Here is a 21,828-nt window from a genome sequence, read left to right as displayed (position 1 = left end):
TGCGCCACGACCGCCCTAGTACGTCGCCTTGTAACGGTTGACCTTCTCGCGATAATCGCGCGTGTCGGCCTCGCGCAGCTTGGTCATGGCATCGCGCTCGTCATCGGATAGGTTCGTGGGGACCTGCACCTTGATCTCGACGAGCAGCGCGCCCGTACGGCCACGGTGCTTAACGTCGGGCGCTCCCATCTCCTTAAAGCGGAACTTCTTGCCCGTCTGGGTACCCGCGGGCACTTTCAAACGGACCGTCGCACCGCCGGGTGTGGGCACGTCCACCGTGCAGCCGAGCGCCGCCTCGTAGACCGAGACCGGTACCTCCATGGTCACGTCGGCGCCTTTGCGCTTGAACAGCGGGTGCTCCTCCACATGCGTGGTCACGACCAGGTCGCCGCGCTCGCCACCCGCAACGCCATACTCGCCGCGACGCTTGTAGCGTAGCTTGCCGCCATCGACCGCGCCCGCGGGCACCGAGACCGTGATGGTCTGCTGCTCGCCTGTCGAGGGAATGCGATAGGTGACCTTGTGCGTCACGCCGCGAAACGCGTCCTCGGCCGTCACATCGACGGTCAGCGATAGGTCGCCGCCCTTGCGAGCGCGGCTGCGACCCGCGCCGGCACCGGCAGCGCCCGCAGCCCCGGCAAAGCCCGAGCCCCAATCGCTACCCCAGGCGCCATTGCCGCTGAAGATGCTGTCGAAGATATCGCCCCAGCCGCTGGCGCCCGCGCCGGCACCGTAGCCGCCGCCATACGCGCCGCCCGCGCCCGGCATGCCGCCGAACATGAGCATCTGGTCGTACTCTTTGCGCTTCTTCTCGTCCGAAAGCGTCTCGTAGGCCTCGCTGATCTCCTTAAACTTGGCCTCGTCGCCGCCGGCATCGGGGTGATATTTTTGCGCGAGCTTGCGAAACGCGCTCTTGATCTCTTTGTCGGAGGCGCTCTTGGATACGCCCAGGATGTCATAGAAGGTTTTGCCTGCAGCCATCGTAGCTCCTCTCCTGTTACGTCCGCCGCCCATGCAGACGACGGCTCATGTTTTCATATGGCACTAGGCCAGAAAGGGCCCCGGGTGTTGCCCCGGGGCCCTTCTCAATTACTCCTCGGTGCTCTCGGCCGTATCGGCCGCAGCATCCTCGGGCGCCGCTTCGGGCTCCGGTGCGGGGCGCTTCTCGCCACCGTAGGTCACCGTCACCATCGCGGAACGCAGGATGCGGTCCGCCATGCGGTAGCCCTTCTGGTACACATCGTTGACGGTCTCGTCGTACTGCGATGCGTCCTCGACGCGACCCACAGCCTGATGCTCGAGCGGATCGAACGCCTCGCCCTTGGGATCGATGGGCTCAACGCCCTCGTGCGCAAACACATCGAGCAGCTTGGCATGCACCGCGTCGACGCCATCGACGAACTGCTTAAAGTCGTCGGAAAGCTCCTGGCTACGGGCATGGTCGATTGCACGCTCGATATCGTCAATCACCGGCAACAGCGCGGTGACAAGCTTCTCGGTCGCGCGCTCGCGCTCGGCGATACGCTCATTGGCGGTGCGGCGACGGAAGTTCTCCCAGTCGGCCTGTAGACGGGCGGTGCGCTCGGTGGCGTCCTTCGCCTTGTCCTCGGCGGCCTTCTGAGCCTCTGCCGCAGCATCGAGCTCGCTACGCACGTCGGCAAGCTCCTTCTGGGCCTGCTCGAACTTGAGCTTAAAGTCGTTGTCGGCGGCTTCCTCACCGGCGCGGATAGCGGCTTCCACCATCTCGTCCTCGGTCATCGTCGCCTCCTTGTTGCAATCCTCTACCTGGTTCTCGGCAGCCTCGGCGGCCGGGGCCTCACAGGCCTCGGTATCGTCTGCGGCCTCTACGGGAATCTTCACGTCCTTCTCCTCAGAGTCAACGGGGGCAGCGCCAGCGGCGGCCGCCTCCGTGCGAGCTTTACGGGCGGACATGATTACTTGTCCTCGTCGTCCACAACCTCGTAGTCGGCGTCGACAACGTCATCGTCGGCAGGCTGGGCACCGGCGGCGCCGTCGGTCTGCTGCTGAGCGTCGGCGTAGACAACCTGGGCCAGCTCGTAGGCCACAGACTGCAGGGACTCGCCGGCGGCCTTGATGGCCTCGACGTCAGAGCCCTCGAGCGCCTTCTTGGCGTCGGCGATAGCGGCCTCGGCCTTGGACTTCACGTCGGCGGAAACCTTGTCGCCCAGCTCGTTGAGGGTCTGCTCGGTGGAGTAGCACAGGCTGTCGGTCTGGTTGCGGACCTCGACCTCTTCCTTCTGCTTCTTGTCCTCCTCGGCATGAGCCTCGGCGTCCTTGACCATACGATCGACTTCGTCGTCGGAAAGCGCGGTGGAGCCGGAAATGGTGATCTGCTGCTCCTTGCCGGTGCCCTTATCCTTAGCGGAGACCTTGACGATGCCGTTGGCGTCGATGTCGAAGGTGACCTCGATCTGCGGCACGCCGCGGCGGGCAGCCGGGATACCGGTCAGCTGGAACTTACCGAGCGACTTGTTGTCGCGGGCAAGCTCGCGCTCGCCCTGGAGCACGTTGATCTCGACGCTGGTCTGGTTGTCGGCAGCGGTGGAGTAGACCTCGGTCTTGGAGGTCGGGATCGTGGTGTTGCGGTCGATCATCTTGGTCATGATGCCGCCCATGGTCTCGACACCCAGCGACAGCGGGGTAACGTCGAGCAGCAGGATGCCCTCGACGTCGCCGGTGAGCACGCCGCCCTGGACGGCAGCGCCGTCGGCAACGACCTCGTCGGGGTTCACGGACATGTTGGGCTGCTTGCCGGTCATGGTCTTGACGAGCTCCTGGACGGCGGGCATACGGGTGGAGCCGCCGACGAGGATGACCTCGGTCAGATCGGAGAGCTTAAGCTTAGCGTCGCGCAGGGCGTTGGTGACAGGCTGCTTGCAGCGCTCGAGCAGGTCGCGGGTGATCTTCTCGAACTCGGCGCGGGTCAGCGTGTAGTTGAGGTGCAGCGGGCCGGACTGGTTCATGGTGATGAACGGCAGGTTGATGGTGGACTGCTGGGCGGCGGAGAGCTCCTTCTTGGCGTTCTCGGCGGCCTCCTTCAGACGCTGCAGGGCCATGGGGTCCTGACGCAGGTCGACACCGTTCTCCTGCTGGAACTTGTCGGCCATCCAGTCGATGACGCGCTGATCCCAGTCGTCGCCGCCCAGGTGGTTGTCGCCCGAGGTGGACAGAACCTCAAACACGCCGTCGGCGAGGTCGAGGATGGAGACGTCGAAGGTGCCGCCGCCCAGGTCGAAGACCAGGATGCGCTGATCGGAGCCCTGCTTGTCCAGGCCATAGGCCAGAGCAGCAGCGGTCGGCTCGTTGACGATACGCTTGACGTTGAGACCGGCGATCTTACCGGCGTCCTTGGTGGCCTGACGCTGGGCGTCGTTGAAGTAGGCCGGGACGGTGATGACGGCGTCGGTGACGGTCTCGCCCAGATACTTCTCGGCGTCGGCCTTCATCTTTGCGAGCGTCATGGCGCTCACCTGCTCGGCGGTGTAATCCTTGCCCTCGATATCGACGACGGCACGGCCACCCTGGCCCTCCTTGACCTCATACGGCACGGTCTTGATCTCGGAGGTGCACTCGGAGTACTTGCGGCCCATGAAGCGCTTGATGGAGAACACGGTGTTCTTGGGGTTGGTGACCGCCTGGTTCTTAGCGGCCTTGCCCACGACGCGGTCGCCGTCGGCACGGAAGCCCACGACGGACGGGGTGGTGCGGTCGCCCTCGGCGTTCACGATAATGGTCGGAGAACCGCCCTCGAGGACGGCCATAGCGGAGTTAGTAGTACCAAGGTCGATACCAAGAATCTTACTCATTAGAAATTCCCTCTCTCTTTTGCGTTCGCGCCGCCTCGACGGTCTGTCGCGCGGCGCTTCGGCTTGTCTTTCAGGATGTAGTGTATCCCCTTATGGGCCGGAATATACAAAATCTAAGTCAATTCATATAAGATTTCTTATTGCTGAGAGTTTAGGTTCGTAAAAGCGCAGGTAGAAGCGCTATTTGAGTTCTCGGAAAATCTATTGAGATCTATGTAGAGATGGCTGAGGTTTGCGTCCGGGGGTGCCTGGGGGCCGTCTTGCGGCAAGCGCATCCCGGTTTGAGCGTGGATTCCGGGTCGCAGTTTCCGTCTGAAGGCTCAACCGGAAACCGTATCCCGTTTTGAGAGCTGATACCGGGTCGCAGTTTCCGCTAGCGGGCCCAACCGGAAACTGCGACCCGGTTTTCGGCCAAATAACGGGATGCCCTTTCCGCAGGCGCGCTCAATAGGTCAATATTACAAGTCACCTATAGCTAACATTTGCGCAGCTCAACGGCCCCACCTGCGCGTTTTTTAGTAAACCTTGGCATACTCGGCGAACGGTATGAAGATGCCGGCCAGAGGGTATTGCAAACGGTCGCTCCCGTGGTATGTTTTTGCCCGAATCAAACCGACGCGCATCGCCTGTAGCGTCGGTCAACAGAGAGGAAACTACCATGGCTCATCCCGTAATTGATGCCGACGAGTGCATCGCTTGTGGCGTTTGCGTCGACTCCTGCCCCGCTGGCGTTCTGGAGCTCCAGGACGTCGCTACCGTCGCTGACGAGGATTCCTGCGTCGCCTGTGGCGCTTGCCAGGACGCTTGCCCCGCCGGCGCGATCACCGAGATCGTCGAGGAGTAACAACTCCCCCACTTGCACACTCACAAGTACACCGTGCACAAAAAGGAGGCCTCCGCATCGCCGCGGAGGCCTCCTTTTGCATTCGTCGTTACTAGGACAGGTCGTCCTCGTAGGGCATTAAATCGGCAAGGTAGCCCTTCTCCTTGAGCATGGCCTCGATCTCGTCGAGGGTCTGCTCGTCTTCCGCGGCGATGCGATGGAAGTGGTAGCCGCTGGTCACCGTCAGCAGCGGGAAGCTCTTGCCGCTGGCGATGCCCTCTAGGTAGCGCTCGACATCGCGTCGGTTGCGGATGTCCAGGTCGGCCGTGATCTTGCCATACACGCGGTGGTTGACGATCACGTTGAGCACGGCGCCGCCTGCGTCGACGATGCTCGTGAGCTCATCACCCGCCTGCTCAACGCCATGGTGCACCTTGACCAGACGCGTGGGCACCGCCGGGCTGCTCGGAGCCTCCTGCAACACGTAGCCGCGATTGGTGGCCACGATGTCGTGCCCATCGGCACGCAGTAAGGCAATGTCCTGCACGACAACCTGGCGGCTTACGCCCACCTCGCGCGCAAGCGCACCGCCCGATACGGGGCCTTTGGCTCCCTCGAGCACGCCCATGATGGCACAGCGACGCTCGCGGGCGTCCATTATTTACCGTCCAGCAGACGCAGGTGCTTAAGCGAGAGATCGAGAATCGGCGCAGAGTGCGTCAGCGCTCCCGAGCTAATAAAGTCGACGCCCAGATCGGCCAGAGCACGGATATTGCTGGCATCCACGTTGCCCGAGCACTCGGTCTTGGCGCGGCCGGCGATAAGCTCAATCGCGGCAGCCATGTCATCGTGGGTCATGTTGTCGAACATGATGATATCGGCGCCAGCATCCACGGCCTCGCGCACCATGTCCAGGTTCTCGCACTCAATCTCGACCGTCGTGGTAAACGATGCGTGGGCGCGTGCCATCTCGATCGCACGAGTCACACCACCGGCGGCGTCGATGTGGTTGTCCTTGAGCATGACAGCCGTCGACAGGTTATAGCGGTGGTTGCTGCCACCGCCGATCTCGACTGCGGCCTTCTCGAAGACACGCATGCCCGGCGTGGTCTTGCGCGTGTCGACAAGCACGGTCTTGGTGCCCTCGAGCGCAGCCGCCATCCGATGCGTGTAAGTAGCGATGCCGCTCATGCGCTGCAGGTAGTTGAGCGCCACGCGCTCGCCCGAAAGCAGCACGCGCGCGTCGCCGCGTACCTGGCCCACGTGGTCGCCGGCGTGCACCTCGTCGCCGTCCGCGACATCGAACAACACGGAGCTCTGCGGATCCAGCAGCTCAAAGGTGCGGGCAAACACGTCCAAGCCGGCGATGATGCCATCGGCCTTGGCGATAAGCTCCACCGTGGCGGGGCGCGCCGCGGGGCACACGCTCGCCGTGCTCACGTCCTCAAATGTAATGTCCTCGCGCAGAGCCTGCAGAATCAGATCATCGACGACGAGTTTCATGGTAATGGGATTCATGGTCTACTCCTCCACGGCCTGCGTGCCGGCGGCACGGGCCAAATCATCGATTGCCAGGGTGTCGACGCTCAGGGCGCGATGACGGCCATCGAGCGCGGGATCGCCCGCCTGCTCCACGGCCAGCGACTCGCCGGTACGCATGTACCACGCGGCGCGACGACCCCAGACCAGCGCCTCGAGCAGGCTGTTTGATGCAAGGCGGTTCTTGCCGTGAACGCCGTTGCAAGCCGTCTCGCCCGCGGCGTAGAGCTCGGGCATCGAGGTGCGGCCGTCCTTGTCGACCCACACGCCGCCCATAAAGTAGTGCTGTGTGGGCGTAACGGGGATGGGCTCGTCCAAAATATCGCGGCCGTCCTCCAGGCAGCGTGCGCGAATGTTGGCAAAGTGCCCGGTCACCACATCGCGCTCGACGGGGGCAAAGCTCAGCCACTCGTGCTCGGTGCCGTCCTGCTTCATCTGCTCGCGAATAGCGGCGGCGACCACATCGCGCGGCTGAAGCTCATCGGTAAAGCGCTCGCCGGCGGCGTTGAGCAAAATCGCGCCCTCGCCGCGGCAGCTCTCGCTGATCAGGAAGGTGCGACCCGGCTGCGGCGAGAACAGTCCCGTGGGGTGAATCTGCACGTAGTCCAGGTGCTCCATCTTAATGCCATGCTCCTGAGCGATGTAGCAGGCATCGCCTGTGAGCTGCGGGTAGTTGGTCGAATGGTCGTATACGCCGCCGATACCGCCCGTCGCCCACAGCGTGTGGCGGGCATGGATCTTAAACGGCTCGCCAGCATGCACGCCCTCGGCGGCATTTGTCAGCTCGTCGGCGGGACGAACCGAGTTGTCCTCGTCCACGGAAACGGCGACGACACCGGTGCACACCGTGGCGCCATCACGCTCGCCCGTCAGGATGTCGGTCATGGCCACGTGCTCCAAAATCTGCACGTTGTCCAGCTTGCGAACGGCCTGGAGCAGCTTGGTCGTGATCTCCTTGCCCGTAATATCGGCATGGAAGGCAATGCGTGGGCGGCTGTGTGCGCCCTCGCGGGTAAAGTCGAGGCTGCCGTCGGCCTTGCGCTCAAAATCCACGCCCATCGCCAGCAGGTCGTTGATGACCGAGCGGCTCGAGCGGATCATGATGTCGACGCTCTCGCGACGGTTCTCGTAGTGGCCGGCATGCATGGTGTCCTCAAAGAAGGCATCGTAGTCAGAGCCCTCGGGCAGCACGCAGATGCCACCCTGCGCGAGCATCGAATCGCACTCGTCGACAGCGCCCTTGGAGAGCATGATCACGCGCGTGCTCGTCGGCAGATTGAGAGCCGCATACAGGCCCGCCACGCCGCAACCGGCAATGACGACGTCACACTCCATATCGGGGTATTGTTTGGTTTCCACTGGAATCCTCTCCCTTGTAATGTGGCATAGGGGATGGTCCCTCATGTCACATTGGCTTAGCGCGCCGCGTACTCGAGCATGCGGTCGAGCGTGAGCTTGGCCTGATCGGCGGCCGTATCCGACACGCCAATCTGCACCTCGCCCTCGCCCGTCTCCAGGCAGTGCACGAGCTTTTCGAGCGTGATGAGATCCATGTTGACGCAGGTGGGCTGCACCGCAGGGAAGTAGAACTTCTTGCCGGCACCCTGGCAGCGGCGCTCGAGTTCGTAGAGCACGCCGCGGACCGTCACGATGATGAACTCGCTCGCGTCCGACTCCTCGGCATACGTGATGATGCCGGCGGTAGAGCCGATGTAGTCGGCCTCGGCCAGGACGTCGGCCTTGCACTCGGGGTGTGCCAGCACGAGCGCGTCGGGGTGCGCCTCCTGCGCGTCGACGATCTGCTCGACGGTGATGATGTGATGACGCGGGCAGTAGCCGTTGTTGAGGATGACGTGCTTTTGGGGCACCTGCTCGGCCACAAAGCGGCCCAGGTTCTGGTCGGGAATGAACAAGATGTGCTGCTGCGGCAACTCGGAGACGATCTTGACGGCGTTAGAGCTGGTAACGCACACGTCACTCCAGCTCTTGATTTCGACCGTCGAGTTGACGTAGCACACCACGGCAAGGTCGTCGCCATACTCGGCGCGCGCCGCGTCGACCGTCTCACGCTTGACCATGTGCGCCATGGGGCAGTCCGCGCCCGGCTCGGGCAACAGCACGGTCTTGGTGGGATTGAGCAGCTTGGCGCTCTCGCCCATAAACTCCACGCCGCACAGCACGATTGTCTGCTGCGGCAGGCTCTTGGCGAGCTTGGCCAGGTAGAAGCTGTCACCGACGAAATCGGCAACGGCTTGGACCTCGGGCGCCACATAGTAGTGCGCCAAGATCACCGCGTCACGTTGGGTTTTTAGTTGCTGAATGGCCTCGACGAGCTCTGCGGGCACCAGTGCCGCGCGCTCCGTTGCCGTCGTTGCCGATGCCAGGCCGGCCGCAATGTCGCGTGCAAGCTCCGATGCATCCATGTTCGCGCTCTGTGCCATCAAGGCCCCTCTCTTTTGGCGAATCTTGGGGCTTTAGTATGACACCTAGGTTTACAGCTGACAAGACAGCTGTAAACCTAGGTGTAAAGTTGAAATAAAGATTCAATCATGCAGCAGGTCCATTTTCGAACTGGCAAGCTGAGGATAGTCGAAAATGGACCCGCCCCAAGATTCGAGCGGCCCGCATTGTCCTGAACCAAGGGGCAGTGGTCAAAAAAGGCCAAATATGAGTACTGTCACCAAATTAGTAGCAGCGATTTTCCGGTCCAGATCAGCAAAATCGCCTTGTTTGGAGCCCGATCGTGACTCTGACGGACGAAAATCGATGCGCTTTTGGCCGCTGGCACCGATTTTTGAGGCCATTTGGCTGCCACTAAACTGGTAACAGTACTCATATTTGGCCTTTTTTGACCACCGGGCTTCCGGCAGACCCCAAAAGCGGGCCCGAATCGCTCGATCCGGGCCCGCTGGGGGTAGCGAGCACAATCGAGGTGTAAGAAGCAAGAAAGGGCCAGCGCCTAGATATTCAACGAGAGGAAAGACAATGGTCCGCAGCGACATGCTACCCCAGCCGGACCGGGGGCTCGGCCTCGACCGGCCCCAGACCGAGGCATTTCACCGACGAGTTCAAGAGGAAGATAGTCGATCTCCGCAACGCCGGAAAGCCCAGGCGCGAGGCCATGGACGAGTGCGACCTCGACAAGAGCACCGTGGAGAGGCGGGTCAAGTCGATAAACGAGACCGGCTCGCCGCGCGCCGCCGACAACCGCATGCCCGAGTAGAACCGGATCCTGGAGCCCGAGCGCGAGAACCGCAGGCTCCGGATGGAGGTCGACGTCTTAAGACGAGCGGCGCCAGCATACGCTCGGAAGTCAGGGCCATGGCGGCCAACGGGGGGCCGCTGCCCCATATCGGCGCAGCGCTGGCATCGAGGCCTTCTGACCTGTGTCAAGATTTCGGACACGAATGCTCGAGAAATCAAGCGGCCATAGGCATGGCCTCGAGCTTGGGCTCGGTTCTCTCGAAGAAGGCCGCCATGGCCTCGGCCGGCACCTTGTAGCCGATCGTCGAGCGGGGCCTTCGGCGGTTGTAGTACGCCTCGATGAACTCGGCCACCGCGTTGTCGTGGCAGTTGCCGGCGCGGCTGCAGGACAGCCGCACGTCGTTGTCGCGCGCCCATTCGGCCAGAAGCCTGCTGGTGTACTGGGCGCCGCGGTCGGCGTGGAATATCGCGTTGCCGGCCACGTAGCCGCGCGATTTGGCCGACGCCAGCGCCGAAACCACGATGTCGGCGGTCATGCGCTCGGAGAGCGACCAGCCCACCACCATGCGGGTGTTGAGGTCGATGACCGTCGACAGGTACAGCCATCCCTCGCCGGTGCGCAGGTAGGTGATGTCGCCCACGAGCTTGCAGGTTGGAACGGGACTGGTGAAGTCGCGGCGCACCAGGTCGGGCCGGGGCCTGGCCTTCGGGTCGGGGATGGTGGTGCGCTTCCTGGCGTTGGGCGTGCAGCCGCGTATTCCCAGCTCGCGCATCAGCTTGCGCACCCTGTACAGGGTCAATCCGGAGAACTCGCCGGGCAGGAAGCATTTCACGAACCGGAAGCCGAACCTGCGGTCCGACTCCAGCCACACGCGCCGGACCGCCTCGCGCTCGGCCGACCAGTCTTCTCGCGGGCAGCCGTTGGAGAGCCACGAGTAGAAGCCCGATCGGCTCACGCCGAGCACGCGGGCCATCATTTTCACCGGGAATTCGGCCTTCTCCGCCAACATCATCCGGTAGCATGCGGCTACGCCTGGCTTTTGGCGAAGAAGGCCGCGGCTTTTTTCAAGAAGGCGTTCTCCATCTCGAGCTCGCGTATGCGCCTTTTCGCCTCGCGAAGCTCGCGGTCCTCGGCCTTGGGGTCGGGCCCGCCGGCAAGCTCGCGCCGGCGGCTCTGCACCCACTTGTTCACGGTCTTGGAATTCAGGCCCAGTTCTGCGCAGCATTCCGTTATCGGCCTGCCCATCGAGATGATGTAGTCGGCGGTCTCGCGCCTGAACTCGTCGGTGTACTTGGCGGCTGGGTTGGACATAGCATACCGTCCTCTCGGTCGTCGATGAATGCATTCTAAAGGATTGGGCCTCTAGCATGCGTGTCCGAAAAGACGATACAGGTCAGACAACCCAATCAGACGTCGTCTCGAGCACGTCCTCTGCACGGTCGAGCGTGCTTCTGGCCTTGGCACCCTGTTTGAACCACGAGCGCAGGTCCTCGAGCGTGCTGCCCGCTGCGTACACCTTGATTTTGCGACCGCCTTTCGTGGTAACCGTGCAACGGTCGCCGCTCTCGCTATCCTCGTGCGCCGTGACCTTCTTGAGATAATCGCGGCGGAACGCCACGACGCGGGCGTTGCTGATCTCGATGAACCAATCGTCGTCGACAAGCGAGGTGCCCGTGGCACCTCGGCTCGCCATCTCCTCGGCGAAGGAGAAACCGAGTTCGCGCTCCTGTCTGCCGATCTCGTAGATACCACGGGCGGGCATGCTGAGCATGAGCAGAGGCAGGAGTCCCCCTATGAACAGGAAGAGGCATGGGACGAGCAGGAGCAGACGAGCACCGGCGTCGGTGAAAACAGCCATGAAGGCGATCACGAGCGAGAAGACGAGCGCCATACCGTTGAAAACAATCGTCAACGGCTTGATGGCAGACCAACACAGACCCGCCTTGGTCATCGGGCCGTCAACAGCGTCCGAGACCTCGATGCCCTCTTCCTCCAGACGGGCGAGGAGGTTGAGCGAGCACACCCCCTCGAGGCTTATCGAGCAGAACTTCCGGTCGCCCTCGAACAGGTCGATCCTCATCATCTGCGTGTGAAGCGTTGCACGGGTGATGTTGCCAAACGTCGTCTCCTTGCGGATGCCGAAGGCGTTACGCGAGAGAATTCGCTCACCGTCCACGTCGATGCGCGGGATGCTCAGCAGGGCCCAGATGGCCATGCCCGCGAGCGCCATGGCGTGACCGAACCACACAAGTTCGTGGTCCCACTCGCCCAACGAGACGCCCTGCCAGACGTAGACACCCAGCATGAGCAGTTCGAACGCGACGGCGCAGCAGGCGATGATCGTGCGAATGGCAGCGGGCATGCGCACCGTGAAGCGATCGAGGCTGTCCGTCGCCTCACTGCGCTCGCGCGCGCCGCGACGGGCGACCCATGCAGTGAGCGGACCGACGATGAACACCACCATCGCCACGCGCAGGAACGATTCGAGCATGTCGCCCATATTAACCACCATCCCAATAGAAAACGTGAATTTGGGAGACTATAGCAGAGCGAAGCGATCTGCACGGCATCGTCCGGGTGTTTTCGGCATACGGTGGAAACCAGCGGCAGCGGACGTTGAGAACTCACCCAAAAGACGCGATTCGACCGAAGCGATTCTTCTTGACTTGGTCTCAATGTGATACGACATGCGCCACTACCTGCGCGGTCTAGCGGCCCTGATCGAAGAGGGTCACACCGATGAGGCACTCGAGCGCATCGACGCGCTCTGCGAGACCAACGACCGCACCGCCGTGCGCCGCTACTGCGCCAACGAAACGGTCAACATTGCGCTCTCGTCGCTTTCCGCGGACATCAACGCGCACGGCATCACCGCCGACCTGCACGCCGCCGTGCCCGAAACCGTCCACGTGGGCGATGTCGATCTGTTCAGTGTGGTATCGAACGCCCTGGACAATGCCATCGCCGCGGCGAGCGCCGCCCCCGAAGGCAAGCGGTTTGTCGACCTGGACCTTCGCTACGAAGACGGTCAGCTTCTATTGCTGGTTTCCAACACGTTTGGCCGTGCGCCGCACATGGTCGACGGCATGCCCGTGGCTCAGCACACTGGGCACGGCTTTGGCACCAAGAGCATTATGCTTGCCGTCGAGCGCATGAACGGCAACTGCCAGTTCCGCATTAACGGCGACCGGTTTGAGCTGCGCGCCGTGATGTAGGGGCTGCCGCCAACCTCGCTACAGCGGTGCAGCCGCCGGGGTCAGCTGCTTAATGTAGGCCCACATGCGCTGCTTGGCGGCCTTGTCGGTGAGCGCCGCCTCAAAACCGTCGAGCGCCAGCACGCGGCGCCCCTGCACATGGGCGACCAGGCCGGGCTTGAGCATGGCGGTGTCAAAGTCATCAATTGCCACAAGCATATCGGCATAGGTCTCGCGCATGACATCGGCCGCACTGTTGTCCAGCAGCAGCACCGCCTCGGGGTCCAAGGTCTCCAGCGCCTCGCGGAACAGGTCGCACGTCAGGGCCTCGCCCGCCGCGACCGCTCCGTCGCCCGCGCCGGCGACGCTTGCCAGCACACAAAAATCCTCGGGGGCATATCCGATGGCACCGAGCGCCTTGCGCAACGCGGCGCCATCCGCGCCGGCGGCCAGCTCGCCGCCCGAGCACTCGGCTTCATCCAAATCGCCTTTGACCAGCACAATCGGCGAGCACGCGTTGCCCGCGATACGCACACCGCGATCTGCAAGCGACGCGAGCTCCTGCTCGGTCGCCTGAGCGATGGCTTCTTTTTTCTGGCTTTGTGACGTGGGCATGCGCTCTCCAATCGTTTGCGTGCCCACCATTATATAAAAGAGCCGCCCGCGAGTGGTTGCTTTGCGGGCCGCTGGGTATAAGCACGGTCGTACTGAGTTTTACGCGGCCGAGCCGCGTCGTATTATGGAGGTCACCATGGCTGACATTAAGCAGATTACCCCCGAGAACTTCGGCGCTGTCGTCAACGATAGCCTGCCCGTACTGGTTGATTTTTGGGCCCCGTGGTGCGGCCCCTGCCGCTCGCTCTCGCCCATCGTAGACGAGGTTGCCGACGAGCTGGCCGGCAAGTTGGCTGTGGCCAAGTGCAACGTCGACGACAACCAGGACCTGGCCATGAAGTATGGCGTCATGAGCATCCCCACGCTGATTGTGTTTAAGAACGGCGAGGAGATCGACCGCTCGGTCGGCGCTCTGCCCAAGGCGAGGCTGCAGGCGCTGCTGGAGAAGCATCTGTAATACGCTTGTTACTTACCCGCCGTCCATGAGCGGTTTTGTACCGCTCGCCGGACTGCCGGGTGCGGCGCGTGCGACCACGGATAGTATGGTAGTCACAAACAGCCCCCAGTGAACGGGTGCGAGTCGCACAGACTCGCACCCGTTTTCTTATGCAGTGGCGCGCAGAGCGGGCGTAGTAAAATCTGAACCGCCGGATTACCGCCTACACAAGGAGATTTCCCATGCATGATGTTGGAATGAACATGAGCCAGCTTGCCATGAGCGTCAAGCAGGTCGACGACACCATCGAGCTCGCTCACGAGTGGAGCCATCAGCTGCTGCATGCGACCGAGAATTTTGACATGGAGCGCATCGGCGCCAAGCTCGAGGCAGCCATGACCGCGCTGCACGAGGCCCACGACGCACTCGAGGGCTACGAAGAGGCCATCGAGGCCGACCACAACTCCGTCGGCTCCGTGAAGCTGGTGTAACGTGGCCGAACACGAGCACGGCTGCGGGTACGAGCACGAGCATCCGCACGGGGCGGACGGCGACGCGGGCTGCCGCTGTAGTGGCTCCGGCTCCGAGCTGGTCCGTTTTTCGGTCACCGCGCCTGACGACCTGCTGCGCCGTTTTGACGAACAGATCGCGCGCCGCGGCGACGTGGCCAACCGCTCCGAGGCAGTCCGCGATTTGATTCGCGCCTCGATCGCCAAAGAGCAGATGCGCACGCCCGATGAGCACGTTATCGGGTCGCTCACCATGATCTACGACCATCACACAGGCGACCTGACACGCCGCCTGGATGAGGTGCAGCACGACTACACCGACGAAATCGTATCGACGATGCACGTGCATCTGGATCACCACAACTGTCTGGAGATTCTGGCGCTCAAGGGTCGCGGCGAGCGCGTCTACGAACTAGCCGACCGACTGCTGGGCCTGCGCGGCGTTAAGCACGGCGAGCTCACCTGCGCCGCCACCAAGCAAAGCCTGGGGCTATAGCGCACCTGCCAAAAAGGGACAGGTTTGTTGTGGCAGGTTTAGAAGTTTTACCGACCAAAATAAACCTGTCCCTTTTTGGTCGGTTTTGATGAGGGGTGTCGCATGCGGCATGTGCATATTCATGTGACGGGCATTGTGCAGGGCGTTGGCATGCGACCGTTTGTGTATCGCGAGGCTATGGCGCATGGCATTTGCGGCTGGGTGCTCAATGCGGGCGACGGCGTGCACATCGAAGCGCATGCTCTGGCCGATGCGCTCGATGCTTTTGTTGACGCGCTTTCTGAGCATGCGCCTGCGGCAGCCCGCGTAGAGCATGTCGAGGTTGTGGACCTGGCAGCCAACGGTTGGGATGCCGACGATGAGCGGGCCTTTCGTATCGTAGCGTCGCAGGATCAGACCGTGCACACGACGCTCATCTCTCCCGATATCGCCACCTGTGACGACTGCCTGCGCGAACTGTTCGACCCCACCGACCGACGCTATCACTACCCCTTTATCAACTGCACTAACTGCGGGCCGCGCTTTACCATCATCCGCTCGCTGCCTTACGATCGAGCGGCCACCTCGATGGATTGTTTTCCCATGTGTCCCGAGTGCGCCGCGGAGTATGCCGACCCACTCGACCGGCGTTTTCACGCGCAGCCCGATGCCTGCTTTGATTGCGGGCCGCATATTACGTGGAGCGAGGCTGTGAACGGCAATGCGTGCGGGAATTCGTCCGCGACACCGGCCGTCGGTACCACACGCGAGGCCAGCGACGCTATCATCGAGCGCTGCGTTGAGCTGCTGGCCGACGGTGGCATCGTCGCCATCAAGGGTCTGGGCGGATTTCACTTGGCATGCGACGCCTCCAACGAGCAGGCGGTAGCCGAGCTTCGCCGCCGCAAACGCCGCAGCAACAAACCGCTTGCCGTTATGGTGCGCGACCTTGCCGACGTTGAACGCCTGTGCCATGTCAACGACATTGAGCGCGGCTTGCTGGCCGGCAGCATTCGCCCCATTGTGCTGCTGCGCCGACGTGCCGCTTGCGAGAGCGGCGGCTCCCCCGACGCCCTCGCGCTCGCGCATTCCGTCGCGCACGACCTTCCCGAGCTCGGTGTCATGCTCCCCTACACCCCGCTTCAGCATCTGTTGCTTGCCGCGGCAGAAACCCGCGGCATGCACGCGCTCGTCATGACCAGCGGAAATCTGAGCGAAGAACCCATCGAGACCGACGACGACCTTGCCTGGGAACGCCTCGTTGCCGCCGGCATCGCCGACGCGTTGCTCGGTAACGACCGCGCGATCCTCTCGCGCTACGACGACTCTTTGGTACGCGTGGTCGACGGCGCTGTTATGCCCGTTCGCCGCGCTCGCGGATATGCACCCCAGCCGCTGCCGTTGCCGGCGCTCGACGGCACTCCGTCCTGCGTGCTCGTCTGTGGGCCACAACAAAAAGCCACGATTGCACTCACGCGTGAAGGGACGAACGGCGAGACAACCTGTTTTGTGTCGCAGCATATCGGCGATGTTGAAAACGGCGAGACCTTCGATGCCTGGAACGCCGCGCGCACGCGCTTGGAAGATCTCTTTGACTTGGCACCCGCCGCCTTGGCCTGCGATGTACACCCCAGTTATCTATCGGGTCAGTGGGCGCGCGAGCAGGCACGGGAGCACAATCTGCCGCTTATCGAAGTCCAGCACCATCATGCGCACATCGCGAGCGTGATGGCAGAAGCGATTGTCACAGGCCAGCTTGCGCCCGAGGCGCGCGTCCTCGGCATTGCCTTCGATGGCACGGGCGCCGGCACCGATGACACCATATGGGGCGGCGAGTTTCTTGTCGCTGGCCTTGCTGACTTTGAGCGCGCAGCGCATCTGCGCACTTGGGCCCTACCCGGTGGCGTAGCGTCCGTACGCGACGCCCGCCGCAACGCCTTTGCCCTGCTCAGTGAGCTCGGCCTGCTCGAGCACCCAGGTGCCGCTCGGCTTTTGGACAGCCTCGACGAGCAAACGCGCCGCGTGACAGCCACCATGATCGAGCGCGGCATCAACAGCCCGCGTACCAGCAGCATGGGGCGTCTCTTTGATGCCGCGGCAGCAATTCTGGGCATCTGCGACAAGGCAACCTACGAGGGCGAACCCGCCATAGAACTCGAAGCCGCCGCCTGGCGCGCGCTCAGCAGTGAAAGTGCCTGCCTCACCGGCAATATAGCCGGCTTTTCCGTAACCGAATCATCCCGTCCGGACGCCCACCATGTTCTAAACTCCAGATCGCTTATTGAGGCGCTTTTGGAGGGAATCAGGGCCGGCGCTGCGGCCTACAGGCTCGCGCTCGATTTCCATATCGCCATCGCGCGCTCTTCGGCACGAATCGCACGCGAAATCTGCGCGCGCGAAAGCATCGATACCGTCGCGCTCTCGGGCGGCGTGTTCATGAACCGACTTTTGCTTCAGCTCCTTACCCACGAACTCAAAGACGCCGGTCTTGCCGTCTTGGTCCCCCACTCCGTGCCCGTCAACGACGGCTGCATCGCCTACGGTCAGGCCGCCATCGCTCGCGCCCGCCTTGCGCAGACAGCATCGCGATAGGCCGTTTTGCCAGCCTGCGCGCCGCCGTCTCACAGGTGTAACGCGTTTGCTCGTGACTTCCGCGAGCGCTACCATCAACTGATGGGTAATTAGGCGCCTATCCAGCGCAAAACGTATAAAAGGGGAACATTATGTGCCTTGCCGTTCCCGGTAAAGTGGTCAAACGCGACGACGACCTTAAGGCGACCGTCGACATGATGGGCATCGAGCGCCCCGTTTCGCTGCGCCTCGTGCCGACGGCACAGGTAGGCGACTATATTCTCGTGCACGCCGGCTTTGGCATTCAGATTGTCGACGAGCAGGAAGCCCAAGAGACGCTCGAGCTCGTCAATACCATGACCGAACTGGTCGAAGAAGACCAGCTGGCCACCAACCCGGCGGAGGCTTACTAGTGGCGGCCGGACAGCCGGCTCGCTCCGGTATCGACTTCTCGGCATTCCGCGATCCCAAGCTGGCTCGCGAGCTCATCGAGCGCATCCGTGAACTCGTCGGCGACCGCACCATCAACCTTATGGAAGTCTGCGGCACGCACACCGTGAGCATCGGTCGCTATGGCTTTCGCTCCATTATGCCTGCCGGGCTCAAACTGCTGAGCGGTCCGGGTTGCCCCGTCTGTGTTACCGCCAACCGCGATATCGACCATGCAATCGCGCTCGCCAAGATGGACGGCGCCATCATCACCACCTTTGGCGACATGATGCGCGTGCCCGGGTCGTCTACCTCGCTCGCCGCGCAAAAGGCGGCGGGGCGCGATATTCGCATTGTGTACTCCCCGCTCGATGCACTCGATATCGCCGAACACAACCCCGATCGCCCGGTCATCTTTATGGGCGTCGGCTTTGAGACCACGACGCCCACCATCGCCGCCGCCATTTTGGAGGCCGATGCACGCGGACTCCAGAACTTCTCGGTCTACTGTGCCCATAAGACCACGCCGCCGGCCCTGCGTGCGATCTCCAACGACCCCGAGACGACCATCGACGGCTTTATCCTGCCTGGTCACGTCGCTACCATCACGGGCCTGGCACCCTTTGGGTTTTTGGTCGATGAGTTCAATACCCCGGGTGTGGTCACGGGATTTGAACCGGTCGATATCCTGCAGGGCATCTGCATGCTGGTCCAGATGGTTGTCGAGAACAGGCCGGCGATCGACAACGCCTACCGCCGCGGTGTCAATGCGAACGGCAACCCCGTGGCGCGCCAGCTGGTCGAGCAGGTGTTTGAGCCGTGCGACACCACATGGCGCGGGCTGGGGCCGATTGCCAACTCGGGCCTTTCCATCCGCCCCGAGTTCTCGCGCTTTGATGCCCGCACCCGCTTTGACGTGCCCATCGAGCCGACGGTCGAGCCACACGGATGCCGCTGCGGCGACGTGCTGCGCGGAGCCATTACGCCGAGCGACTGCCCTCTGTTCGGCCACGCTTGTACACCCGAGCATCCCGTCGGCCCCTGCATGGTGAGCTCCGAGGGCAGCTGCGCGGCGTACTTTAGATACCGTAACTAGCCCGGACGCACCCGCACACTGGCACCACCCACGATTGGAGTTTTCGATATGTCCCATAGCGTTACCGATAGCACCGTCCTGCTGGGTCACGGCTCCGGCGGCCAGATGATGAAACGCATCATCGATGAGGTCTTTTTGGATGCCTTTGGGTCGCCCGAGCTGCTCGAGGGCAACGATGCCGGCGTCGCCGCGCTGCCCACGAGCGGGCGCATCGCCATGTCGACCGACAGCTTTGTAGTCTCGCCGCAGTTCTTCCCCGGGGGCAACATCGGCCGCCTCGCTGTATGCGGAACCGTCAACGACGTCGCGACCTCGGGCGCCAACGTACGCTACCTATCGTGCGGCTTTATCCTCGAAGAGGGCTATCCCATGGATAAGCTCCGCCAGATTGTGCAAACGATGGCCGAGACGGCGCACGAGGCGGGCGTGGCGATCATCACCGGCGACACCAAAGTGGTCGAGCGCGGCGGGGCCGACGGCGTCTACATCAATACCGCCGGCGTGGGCGAAGTGCCCGTGGGCGTAGCGCTCAGCGGCGCCAACTGCCAGCCCGGCGATGTCATTCTGGTATCGGGTACGCTGGGCGACCACGGTATCGCCATCATGAGCCAACGCGAGGGCTTGGCGTTTTCGAGCACCATCGAAAGCGATGCCGCGCCGCTCAACCACCTGATTGCCGATGTGCTTGCCGCAGCACCCGAAACACGCTGCTTCCGCGACCCCACGCGCGGCGGCCTGGCGTCCACGCTCAATGAGTTTGCCCAGGCCAGCGGCGTTGCCATGGAGGTCGACGAGGATGCCGTGCCTGTGCGCCCCGACGTGCAGGCAGCCTGCGAGATGCTCGGCTATGACGTGCTGCAGGTAGCAAACGAGGGCAAGATGGTTGCCGTGGTGCCGGCCGAGCAGGCCGATGCCGCGCTGGCAGCCATGCGCGCCGCGCGCTACGGCGAGAATGCCGCTATTATCGGTCGCGTGCTGCCGCTTGCCGAGGACGCCCGCCCCGCCGTGCGCGTGCGCACCGGCTGGGGCTCGACCCGCATCCTCGACATGCTCGTAGGAGAGCAGCTGCCGAGGATTTGCTAACGACAAAGGCTCAGGGCTATTAAAGATATTCAGATTCCAAACATGCCCGGCACGCATGCCAAGTATCATGGGGTGCGTTTTACAACTCAAGCGGCAGGAGCACCCATGGCAGCAGCTTTTTCCCATGTGATCTTTGATCTGGATGGCACCATCCTCAACACGCTCGAGGACCTGGCGGCCGCCGGCAACCATACCTGCGAGACGCACGGCTGGCCCACGTTTGCCGTAGACGAGTACCGCTACAAGGTGGGAAACGGCATGCTCAAGCTGGTCGAGCGCTTTATGCCTGCCGAGTATGCGGGCGACGGCCGTATGTTTGAGCAGACGCTTGCCGAGTTTAGGGCTTACTACGGCGAGCACAAGGAGGACCACACCGCACCGTACGCCGGTACGATCGAGATGCTCGACCGCCTGCGCACCGCGGGCGTGCAGCTTGCCGTGCTCACCAACAAGGACCATGTTTCGGCCGCTCCGCTTATCGAAAAATACTTTGGTTCCGAGCGCTTTGCGCTGGTGCAGGGCCGCGTCGATGCGTTTCCTCCCAAGCCCGAGGCGCCTGTTACGCTGCATGCGATGGAAGAGCTAGGCGCCGACCCGGCAACCACGCTCTATGTGGGCGATTCCAATGTCGATGTTCTGACCGGTCACAACGCCGGCCTCAAGAGCGCCGGTGTCAGCTGGGGCTTCCGCGGCCGCGCAGAGCTGGAGTCCGCCGGCGCCGACTACGTGGTGGACAGCCAGGCAGAGCTCGCGGCGCTGATTCTGGGCGAGTAGCGGGGCTGTCGCTCAACACGGCTGCATAGATTCTGTCGCGCGGAAAGCGCATCCCGTTTTGCCGCCCCAGAATGGGATGCGCTTTCCGGTTGAGCCTTGTCGGGGAAACGGCATCCCGTTTCAGAGCAATATTCCGGGTCGCACTTTCCACAACCCACCCCATCCGGAAACCGCGACCCGCTATTCGGCCAAATACCGGCTCGTATTTTCCCGAGCATTCGATGCAACGCTGGCGCAAGGAGTGTCCCCAACTGCCGGCAGAAAAGGAACGTCCCCAAGTGCCGCCCCAATGACTACCATGGCAACGCCGCAGGTAGAGGACGGACAGCGAGCGGGCACCAGAGCGAACAAATTGGCATGAAAAGAGGACGGCATAGACCTTCTGGTCATGCCGTCCTCTTTGAATGACAAGTTGTCGCTCTGGTGCCCGCGCAGCGTCGAGCAGTTGCGGCGTTTGGTAAAACGCCGCAACAAACTAGCTCAGCATTGCATCCATCATCTCGGAGTTGACGGAGTCGTCGGCAGACCACTCGCCGTCGTCGTTGCAGGTGTACTTGAAGATAACCGTGGTCTTCCTGGGCTCGGTGGCCTTGGTCACATCGACCATAACCTGACCGGCCATCTTGTACAGCTCGTCATCGGAAGGAACCGTGTCAAGCGCAGCGACCTTCTCCTGATACTGGGTGGAGAAGTCCTCGACGATCTTGTTCATAGACTTGCATGTGATAGAAACCTCGGCGGTCGCGACACCCTTGTCCTCGTCGACCGTCACGTCGCCGATCTTGTAGTCAAAGCCCTCGAGATAGGTCTTGGCATACTCCTTGGGATCGATACCCAGCTGCTCGAACTCGTCGCCCGAAGCCTCCTCCAGACCAGAGAGGAAGTCGTCGCCACCGTTTTTGACCTCGTCAAACTGCGTCGTAAGATCCTCGGTGATGAGCTCCTCAACCGAAGGACCTCCACAGCCGGAAAGCACGACCACGCATGCAACCAAGACGGCCATGAGGGGCGCAAGCAGCGGCTTCTTTTTCATGTTGTTCCTCCCAATGAGCGGCACCGCGCTTCCCGGACGCGGCGCACGTTGTAATAAGTAAGCCCATTCTATCCACTTATGAACGCCCTCGGCAACGCGAAGGCGCGGTCGGTTCGTTTTAGCGTCCGAACGGTTTGCAAGCCCGCCCAACGTGCAATAAAACGCTTCCCCGCGGTGCAATCAGAACCACCCTTAAAAAGGGTGGTTTGCTCTTAGGGT

General features: G+C 62.5%; 21 protein-coding genes and 1 pseudogene. 10 read left to right on the top strand and 12 right to left on the bottom strand.

All coding sequences use genetic code 11. The features are described 5' to 3' along the window. Positions 1-15: 15 nt before the first annotated feature. From DW003_RS02550 to dnaK, 3 genes are all read right to left on the bottom strand, one after another. Positions 16-981, bottom strand: coding sequence for a DnaJ C-terminal domain-containing protein (locus tag DW003_RS02550; RefSeq protein ID WP_055285310.1), 966 nt, complete (start codon positions 979-981; stop codon positions 16-18). 108 nt (positions 982-1,089) lie between these two features. Beyond that, on the bottom strand, positions 1,090-1,932 hold the full coding sequence (locus tag DW003_RS02545; RefSeq protein WP_118387380.1) for a nucleotide exchange factor GrpE: 843 nt from the start codon (positions 1,930-1,932) through the stop codon (positions 1,090-1,092). A gap of 2 nt (positions 1,933-1,934) precedes the next feature. Continuing rightward, positions 1,935-3,827 carry a molecular chaperone DnaK gene (gene dnaK / locus DW003_RS02540; protein WP_118387378.1) on the bottom strand — a complete coding sequence of 631 codons (1,893 nt, stop codon included), beginning with the start codon at positions 3,825-3,827 and terminating at the stop codon, positions 1,935-1,937. Between the two features lie 658 nt (positions 3,828-4,485). On the opposite strand from dnaK, the gene DW003_RS02535 reads away from it, so the two are divergent. Continuing rightward, positions 4,486-4,671, top strand: a complete 186-nt coding sequence (locus DW003_RS02535) for a DUF362 domain-containing protein (RefSeq protein ID WP_006235216.1) — start codon at positions 4,486-4,488, stop codon at positions 4,669-4,671. A 91-nt stretch (positions 4,672-4,762) separates the two neighbouring features. Here the strand turns inward: DW003_RS02535 and DW003_RS02530 are convergent, their stop codons facing one another. From DW003_RS02530 to DW003_RS02500, 7 genes and pseudogenes are all read right to left on the bottom strand, one after another. Further along, the gene (locus tag DW003_RS02530) at positions 4,763-5,308 is read right to left on the bottom strand and encodes a transcription repressor NadR (RefSeq protein WP_118387377.1); all 546 of its coding nucleotides are present in this window, start codon (positions 5,306-5,308) and stop codon (positions 4,763-4,765) included. Further along, positions 5,308-6,168 (bottom strand): carboxylating nicotinate-nucleotide diphosphorylase, encoded by an 861-nt coding sequence (gene nadC, locus DW003_RS02525; protein ID WP_118387375.1) that lies wholly within the window; start codon positions 6,166-6,168, stop codon positions 5,308-5,310. The genes DW003_RS02530 and nadC overlap by 1 nt, the downstream gene beginning before the upstream one ends. Positions 6,169-6,171: 3 nt before the next feature. Further along, complete coding sequence (locus DW003_RS02520) at positions 6,172-7,548, bottom strand: L-aspartate oxidase (RefSeq protein ID WP_233545469.1); 1,377 nt, start codon at positions 7,546-7,548, stop codon at positions 6,172-6,174. A gap of 56 nt (positions 7,549-7,604) precedes the next feature. After that, positions 7,605-8,630, bottom strand: a complete 1,026-nt coding sequence (gene nadA, locus DW003_RS02515) for a quinolinate synthase NadA (RefSeq protein ID WP_118387373.1) — start codon at positions 8,628-8,630, stop codon at positions 7,605-7,607. Positions 8,631-9,608: 978 nt separating this feature from the next. Beyond that, positions 9,609-10,577, bottom strand: coding sequence for an IS3 family transposase (locus DW003_RS02505; protein WP_158550933.1), 969 nt, complete (start codon positions 10,575-10,577; stop codon positions 9,609-9,611). After that, positions 10,478-10,705 (bottom strand): annotated as a pseudogene (locus DW003_RS10095) (transposase); the annotation flags it as partial. The pseudogene DW003_RS10095 and the gene DW003_RS02505, both read right to left, overlap by 100 nt. An 82-nt stretch (positions 10,706-10,787) precedes the next feature. Further along, on the bottom strand, positions 10,788-11,894 hold the full coding sequence (locus DW003_RS02500; RefSeq protein WP_233545465.1) for a hypothetical protein: 1,107 nt from the start codon (positions 11,892-11,894) through the stop codon (positions 10,788-10,790). A 187-nt stretch (positions 11,895-12,081) separates the two neighbouring features. Here DW003_RS02500 and DW003_RS02495 point away from each other — a divergent pair, with 187 nt between their 5' ends. Then, on the top strand, positions 12,082-12,609 hold the full coding sequence (locus DW003_RS02495) for a GHKL domain-containing protein (RefSeq protein ID WP_117843688.1): 528 nt from the start codon (positions 12,082-12,084) through the stop codon (positions 12,607-12,609). A gap of 18 nt (positions 12,610-12,627) precedes the next feature. Here DW003_RS02495 and DW003_RS02490 read toward each other — a convergent pair whose 3' ends face one another. Further along, on the bottom strand, positions 12,628-13,203 hold the full coding sequence (locus DW003_RS02490) for a hypothetical protein (RefSeq protein ID WP_117564541.1): 576 nt from the start codon (positions 13,201-13,203) through the stop codon (positions 12,628-12,630). A gap of 136 nt (positions 13,204-13,339) precedes the next feature. Between DW003_RS02490 and trxA the strand changes: the two genes are divergently transcribed. The 8 genes from trxA to DW003_RS02450 all read left to right on the top strand — a co-directional run bounded on the left by trxA (position 13,340) and on the right by DW003_RS02450 (position 20,576). Then, positions 13,340-13,660, top strand: a complete 321-nt coding sequence (trxA, locus tag DW003_RS02485) for a thioredoxin (RefSeq protein ID WP_117564566.1) — start codon at positions 13,340-13,342, stop codon at positions 13,658-13,660. A gap of 221 nt (positions 13,661-13,881) precedes the next feature. After that, the gene (locus tag DW003_RS02480; protein ID WP_118080198.1) at positions 13,882-14,130 is read left to right on the top strand and encodes a hypothetical protein; all 249 of its coding nucleotides are present in this window, start codon (positions 13,882-13,884) and stop codon (positions 14,128-14,130) included. Position 14,131: 1 nt separating this feature from the next. Continuing rightward, the gene (nikR, locus tag DW003_RS02475) at positions 14,132-14,644 is read left to right on the top strand and encodes a nickel-responsive transcriptional regulator NikR (protein WP_199580128.1); all 513 of its coding nucleotides are present in this window, start codon (positions 14,132-14,134) and stop codon (positions 14,642-14,644) included. A 102-nt stretch (positions 14,645-14,746) separates the two neighbouring features. Then, complete coding sequence (hypF, locus tag DW003_RS02470; RefSeq protein ID WP_118387369.1) at positions 14,747-17,215, top strand: carbamoyltransferase HypF; 2,469 nt, start codon at positions 14,747-14,749, stop codon at positions 17,213-17,215. Positions 17,216-17,346: 131 nt separating this feature from the next. Continuing rightward, positions 17,347-17,607, top strand: a complete 261-nt coding sequence (locus DW003_RS02465; RefSeq protein ID WP_118288916.1) for a HypC/HybG/HupF family hydrogenase formation chaperone — start codon at positions 17,347-17,349, stop codon at positions 17,605-17,607. After that, the gene (hypD, locus tag DW003_RS02460; RefSeq protein WP_233545463.1) at positions 17,607-18,719 is read left to right on the top strand and encodes a hydrogenase formation protein HypD; all 1,113 of its coding nucleotides are present in this window, start codon (positions 17,607-17,609) and stop codon (positions 18,717-18,719) included. The genes DW003_RS02465 and hypD overlap by 1 nt, the downstream gene beginning before the upstream one ends. 48 nt (positions 18,720-18,767) lie before the next feature. Continuing rightward, a complete protein-coding gene (hypE, locus tag DW003_RS02455; protein WP_118387367.1) occupies positions 18,768-19,802 on the top strand; it encodes a hydrogenase expression/formation protein HypE in 1,035 nt (344 codons plus the stop codon). A gap of 105 nt (positions 19,803-19,907) precedes the next feature. Then, complete coding sequence (locus DW003_RS02450) at positions 19,908-20,576, top strand: HAD family hydrolase (RefSeq protein ID WP_118387365.1); 669 nt, start codon at positions 19,908-19,910, stop codon at positions 20,574-20,576. A 475-nt stretch (positions 20,577-21,051) separates the two neighbouring features. Here DW003_RS02450 and DW003_RS02445 read toward each other — a convergent pair whose 3' ends face one another. Continuing rightward, positions 21,052-21,609 (bottom strand): hypothetical protein, encoded by a 558-nt coding sequence (locus DW003_RS02445; RefSeq protein ID WP_118387363.1) that lies wholly within the window; start codon positions 21,607-21,609, stop codon positions 21,052-21,054. Between the last annotated feature and the right edge of the window lie 219 nt (positions 21,610-21,828).

This window comes from Collinsella sp. AF36-3AT (genome assembly GCF_003475205.1).
Classification (GTDB): Bacteria; Actinomycetota; Coriobacteriia; order Coriobacteriales; family Coriobacteriaceae; genus Collinsella; species Collinsella aerofaciens_AF.
The sequence above is the reverse complement of the archived record's forward strand: the minus strand, read 5'-3'. Positions and strand labels throughout refer to the sequence as shown.